A 5447-nucleotide genomic window follows, 5' to 3' on the forward strand; every position below is an offset into this window, starting at 1 on the left:
GTGGTCGAGGACAACCCCAGCTTCCAGGCCACCAACGCCGGCACCGACCGCGCGCCGGTCATGCCGCACAGCTCCTCGCGGTCGATCTCGGCGACCAAATCCACGATGCGCCCATCGATGGCGTTGCGCTGACCGGCCAACTCCGCCAACTCCTCGAACAGCACCCCGAGACGGTCTTTGGGGCTCACCACCACGGAGTCGGACGATGCGGTCGAAGACATGAACCCATCGTCGCAGCGGGGTACGACAAGTTTCGGTTGCCGATTCCGCGCTGGAATGTGACCCGCGAACTACTCCACAGTCCCGTTTCTTTCCACAGGACCGCTCACCGAGACCCGGTTTCGGCCCCAGGTCCGTCGGTTGCGGCGAGGTCAATGGTCACGACATCAGAGAAATGGCAACCGAGAAGGGATCAGCCAATGTTTGAAACACCGCTTACGGTCGTCGGACACATCGTCACCAACCCCGAACGCCGACACGTCGGCACGCAGGAGGTGATCAAGTTCCGCGTCGCCAGCAATTCCCGGCGGCGCACGGCCGACGGAGGCTGGGAGCCGGGCAACTCGTTGTTCATCAACGTCAATTGCTGGGGCAAGTTGGTCACCGGCGTGGGCGCCGCGCTGGGTAAGGGTGCACCGGTGATTGTCGTGGGCCACGTGTACACCAGCGAGTACGAGGACCGCGACGGCAACCGCCGCTCGTCGCTGGAGATGCGTGCCACCTCCGTCGGGCCCGATGTGTCCCGCGCGATCGTCCGCATCGAGAGGCCCGGCTACACCGGCCCGACTGCCGGCGATGCCGGCAAGCCACCCACGGATGCGGCCGGCACCGCTGGTGAGGACGCCGATCGCGACGCCGGCGTCGACTCCGCCGAAGCGGGACCGCTGCCGATGTCGGCTTAGCTGCGGAATCCGGCCCACCGCGCGATGCCTAGGATGGTCGCGAGAACTCTCTCAAAAGACCAGAAAGGCATGACCGCGGCATGGCTGAGTTCATCTACACGATGAAAAAGGTCCGCAAGGCGCACGGCGACAAGGTGATCCTGGACGACGTCACGTTGAGCTTCTACCCGGGCGCCAAGATCGGTGTCGTCGGCCCCAACGGCGCCGGCAAGTCGAGCGTCTTGCGGATCATGGCCGGGCTGGACAAGCCGAACAACGGCGAGGCCTTCCTGGCCACCGGCGCCACCGTCGGCATCCTGCAGCAGGAGCCACCGCTGAACGAAGAGAAGACGGTGCGCGGCAACGTCGAGGAGGGGCTCGGCGAGATCAAGGTCAAGCTGGACCGGTTCAACGAGGTCGCCGAATTGATGGCCACCGACTACTCCGACGAGTTGATGGAGGAAATGGGCCGGCTGCAGGAGGAGCTGGACCACGCCGATGCCTGGGACCTCGACTCGCAACTCGAGCAGGCCATGGACGCCCTGCGCTGCCCGCCGCCCGACGAGCCGGTGACGAACCTGTCCGGTGGTGAGCGACGGCGCGTGGCGCTGTGCAAGCTGCTGTTGTCCAAGCCGGACCTGTTGCTGCTCGACGAGCCGACCAACCACCTGGACGCCGAAAGCGTGCAGTGGCTCGAACAGCACCTGGCCGCCTATGCGGGCGCGGTGTTGGCGGTGACCCACGACCGGTACTTCCTGGACAACGTGGCGCAGTGGATCCTCGAGCTCGACCGCGGTCGCGCGTACCCCTATGAGGGCAACTATTCGACCTATCTGGAGAAGAAGGCCGAGCGCTTGTCGGTGCAGGGCCGCAAGGACGCCAAGCTGCAGAAGCGGCTGACCGAGGAGCTGGCCTGGGTGCGGTCGGGGGCCAAGGCGCGCCAGGCGAAGAGCAAGGCGCGGCTGCAGCGGTATGAGGAGATGGCGGCTGAGGCGGAAAAGACGCGCAAGCTCGACTTCGAGGAGATCCAGATCCCGGTCGGGCCGCGGCTGGGCAACGTGGTCGTCGAGGTCGAGCACCTGGACAAGGGCTTCGGCGGGCGCACGCTGATCAAGGACCTGTCCTTCACCCTGCCCCGCAACGGCATCGTCGGCGTCATCGGTCCCAACGGCGTCGGCAAGACGACGCTGTTCAAGACCATCGTGGGACTCGAACAGCCCGACAGCGGGACGGTCAAGGTCGGAGAAACCGTCAAGCTCAGCTACGTCGACCAGTCCCGCGCCGGGATCGACCCCAAGAAGACCGTGTGGGAAGTCGTTTCGGACGGCCTCGACTACATCGAGGTCGGACAGAACGAGATCCCGTCGCGCGCCTACGTTTCAGCGTTCGGCTTCAAGGGTCCTGACCAGCAGAAGCCGGCCGGCGTGCTCTCCGGCGGCGAGCGCAACCGGCTGAACCTGGCGCTCACGCTCAAAGAGGGCGGCAACCTGATCCTGCTCGACGAACCCACCAACGACCTCGACGTCGAAACGCTCGGTTCGCTCGAGAACGCCCTGGAGAAATTCCCCGGCTGCGCGGTCGTGATCTCCCACGATCGCTGGTTCCTGGACCGCACGTGCACGCACATCCTGGCCTGGGAGGGCGACGAGGACAACGAGGCCAAGTGGTTCTGGTTCGAGGGCAACTTCGGTGCGTACGAGGAGAACAAGGTCGCACGCCTCGGAGTTGACGCGGCGCGACCGCACAGAGTGACCCACCGAAAGCTCACGCGCGACTAGTGTCAGCTGCGCAGCCCCGCAGTGACGCGGCCCGGACGGCCGCTGGGGGCCGCCCCCCATTGCGGGGGAGACTGGGCGGTTGAGCACAGTGACATCGGTCACGAGTTGGGAGCCATCGGCATGACGATCGATCCCGGAGCCAAGCAGGCCCTCAAGCCGTGGACCGCGTTCACACTGCAGGAGGACATTCCGGGCTGGATCGCGAAGGCCTACATCGAGAGCTATCGCGGCCCGCACGGCGACGAACCGGGGGCGGCGGATTCCGGTCCGATCGACCTGACCGTCCCGACCTCCATCGTCACTCCCGCCATGCTGGGCGCCCACTATCGGTTGGGCCAGCACCGCCCCGCCGGCCAGAGCCGAGTCGCGGTGTACCCCGCGGAGGATCCGGCCGGATTCGGGCCCGCGCTGCAGGTCGTCACCGATCACGGCGGCATGCTGATGGACTCGGTCACCGTGCTGCTGCACCGGCTCGGCGTGCCCTACGCCGCCATCATGACGCCGGTGTTCGAGGTGCACCGCAACTCGGACGGCGACCTGGTCAGCGTCGAACCCAAACCTCCCGGCGCACCGCCATACGTCGGCGAAGCGTGGATACACGTGCAGCTGCTGCCGTCGGTCGACACCAAGGGCCTCGTCGAAGTCGAGCGGCTGCTGCCCAAGGTCCTGTCGGACGTGCAGCAGGTCGCCAGCGACGCGGGCGCGTTGATCGCCGCCCTGAGCGGCCTGGCCGCGGACGTGGAAACCAACGCGCACGGCCAGTTCTCCGCGCCGGACCGCGACGACGTCGCCGCCCTGCTGCGCTGGCTGGGCAACGGTAACTTCCTGCTGCTGGGCTACCAACGGTGCCGCGTGCACGAGGGCCTGGTCTCCGGCGACGGCTCACCCGGCCTGGGCGTCCTGCGCACCCGCACCGGTTCCCGCCCCCGATTGACCGATGACGACAAGCTGCTGGTGCTCGCGCAGTCTGTCGTGGGCAGCTACTTGCGGTACGGCGCCTATCCGTACGCCATCGCGGTGCGGGAGAGGGCCGACGACGGAGTCGTCGAGCACCGCTTCGTCGGGCTCTTCACCGTCGCCGCCATGAACGCCGACGTTCTGGAGATCCCTACGGTCTCGACCCGGGTCCGCGACGCGCTCGCCCTGGCCGACAGCGACCCGATCCACCCCGGCCAGCTGCTGCTCGACGTCATCCAAACCGTCCCGCGCTCAGAGCTTTTCACTCTCAGCGCCGAGCGGCTGTTGGCGATGGCCAAAGCGGTGGTGGACCTGGGATCCCAACGGCGGGCGTTGTTGTTCCTGCGCGCCGATCGGCTCCAATACTTCGTGTCCTGCCTGGTGTACTTGCCCCGCGACCGATACACCACCCAGGTGCGGCTTCAGATCGAAGACATCTTGGTCCGCGAATTCGGCGGCACGCGGCTCGAGTTCACCGCCCGCGTCAGCGAGTCGCCCTGGGCCCTCATGCATTTCATGGTGCGGCTGCCCGAAGAAGCCGCACCCGTCGACGTCTCCGAGGACAATCGGGTCCGCATCCAGGGGCTGCTGAGCGAGGCCGCCCGCACCTGGACCGACCGGTTGATCGGCGCGGCCGCGGACGGTCGCGCCGAGCAGGCCGACGTCGAGCACTACGCCACGGCGTTCTCGGAGGTCTACAAGCAGGCCGTCAGCCCGGCCGACGCCATCGACCACATCGCCATAATCCAAGGGCTGCAAGATAATTCGGTAAAGCTAGTGTTCTCTGAGCGCGGCGAGGACGGGGCCGCCCAGCTGACCTGGTTCCTGGGCGGGCGCACCGCCTCGCTGAGCCAGCTGCTGCCGATGCTGCAGAGCATGGGCGTGGTGGTGCTCGAGGAGCGGCCCTTCACCGTGACCCGCCCGGACAACCTGCCGGTGTGGATCTACCAGTTCAAGATCTCGACCCACCCCACCATCTCGCCGGCGACCACGACAACCGAGCGCGAGGCCACCGCACAGCGATTCGCCGACGCGGTCACCGCGATCTGGGAAGGCCGGGTCGAGATCGACCGCTTCAACGAACTGGTCATGCGCGCGCGGCTGACCTGGCAGCAGGTCGTGTTGCTGCGTGCCTACGCGAAATACCTACGGCAGGCGGGCTTTCCCTACAGTCAGTCCTACATCGAGTCGGTGCTCAACGAGCACCCCTCCACGGCGCGTTCACTGGTCGCCCTGTTCGAGGCGCTCTTCGATCCCCGCCCGTCGGGCTCGTCGAGGAATCGCGACGCCCAAGCGGCGGCTGCCGCGGTCGCCGCCGACATCGACGCGCTGATGAGCCTGGACACCGATCGCATCCTGCGGGCGTTCGCGTCGCTGGTGCAGGCGACGTTGCGCACCAATTACTTCGTGACCCGGGAGGGTTCGGCCCGCGCCCGAAATGTGCTGGCCCTCAAGCTCGATGCCCAGCTGATCGACGAACTGCCGCTGCCGCGGCCCAAGTACGAGATCTTCGTCTACTCGCCCCGCGTCGAGGGCGTGCACCTGCGGTTCGGGCCGGTGGCGCGCGGCGGGCTGCGCTGGTCGGACCGCCGCGACGATTTCCGCACCGAGATCCTCGGCCTGGTCAAGGCGCAGGCGGTGAAGAACGCCGTCATCGTGCCGGTCGGGGCCAAGGGCGGCTTCGTCGTCAAAAGGCCGCCGCTGGCGACCGGCGACCAGGCGGAGGACCGCGAGGCCATCCGTGCCGAGGGTGTCGCCTGCTATCAGCTGTTCATCTCCGGGCTCCTCGACGTCACCGACAACGTCGACCACAAAACGAAGAAGGTCAGCC

At 67.2% G+C, this 5447-nt stretch carries 4 protein-coding genes; 3 read left to right on the forward strand and 1 reads right to left on the reverse strand.

All coding sequences use genetic code 11. The annotated features are described in order from the left end of the window. Positions 1 to 221 (reverse strand): DUF222 domain-containing protein (locus A9X03_RS01800; RefSeq protein WP_156746444.1); only part of this gene is annotated, 221 nt, incomplete at its 3' end. A gap of 198 nt (positions 222 to 419) precedes the next feature. On the opposite strand from A9X03_RS01800, the gene A9X03_RS01805 reads away from it, so the two are divergent. The 3 genes from A9X03_RS01805 to A9X03_RS01815 form a co-directional block, all read left to right on the forward strand. Then, a complete protein-coding gene (locus A9X03_RS01805) occupies positions 420 to 902 on the forward strand; it encodes a single-stranded DNA-binding protein (RefSeq protein WP_068259403.1) in 483 nt (160 codons plus the stop codon). Between the two features lie 80 nt (positions 903 to 982). Continuing rightward, positions 983 to 2659 (forward strand): energy-dependent translational throttle protein EttA, encoded by a 1677-nt coding sequence (gene ettA, locus A9X03_RS01810; protein WP_067749486.1) that lies wholly within the window; start codon positions 983 to 985, stop codon positions 2657 to 2659. Positions 2660 to 2779: 120 nt separating this feature from the next. After that, a partial coding sequence (locus tag A9X03_RS01815) for an NAD-glutamate dehydrogenase domain-containing protein (RefSeq protein WP_197695993.1) occupies positions 2780 to 5447 on the forward strand: 2668 nt, incomplete at its 3' end.

It is taken from the genome of Mycobacterium sp. E1715 (genome assembly GCF_001667625.1).
Taxonomy (GTDB): domain Bacteria; phylum Actinomycetota; class Actinomycetes; order Mycobacteriales; family Mycobacteriaceae; genus Mycobacterium.

Bases quoted from the DNA above. Each gene is read 5' to 3' on its own strand.
- ettA (WP_067749486.1), top strand. From the start codon at position 983: ATGGCTGAGTTCATCTACACGATGAAAAAGGTCCGCAAGGCGCACGGC.
- A9X03_RS01805 (WP_068259403.1), top strand. From the start codon at position 420: ATGTTTGAAACACCGCTTACGGTCGTCGGACACATCGTCACCAACCCC.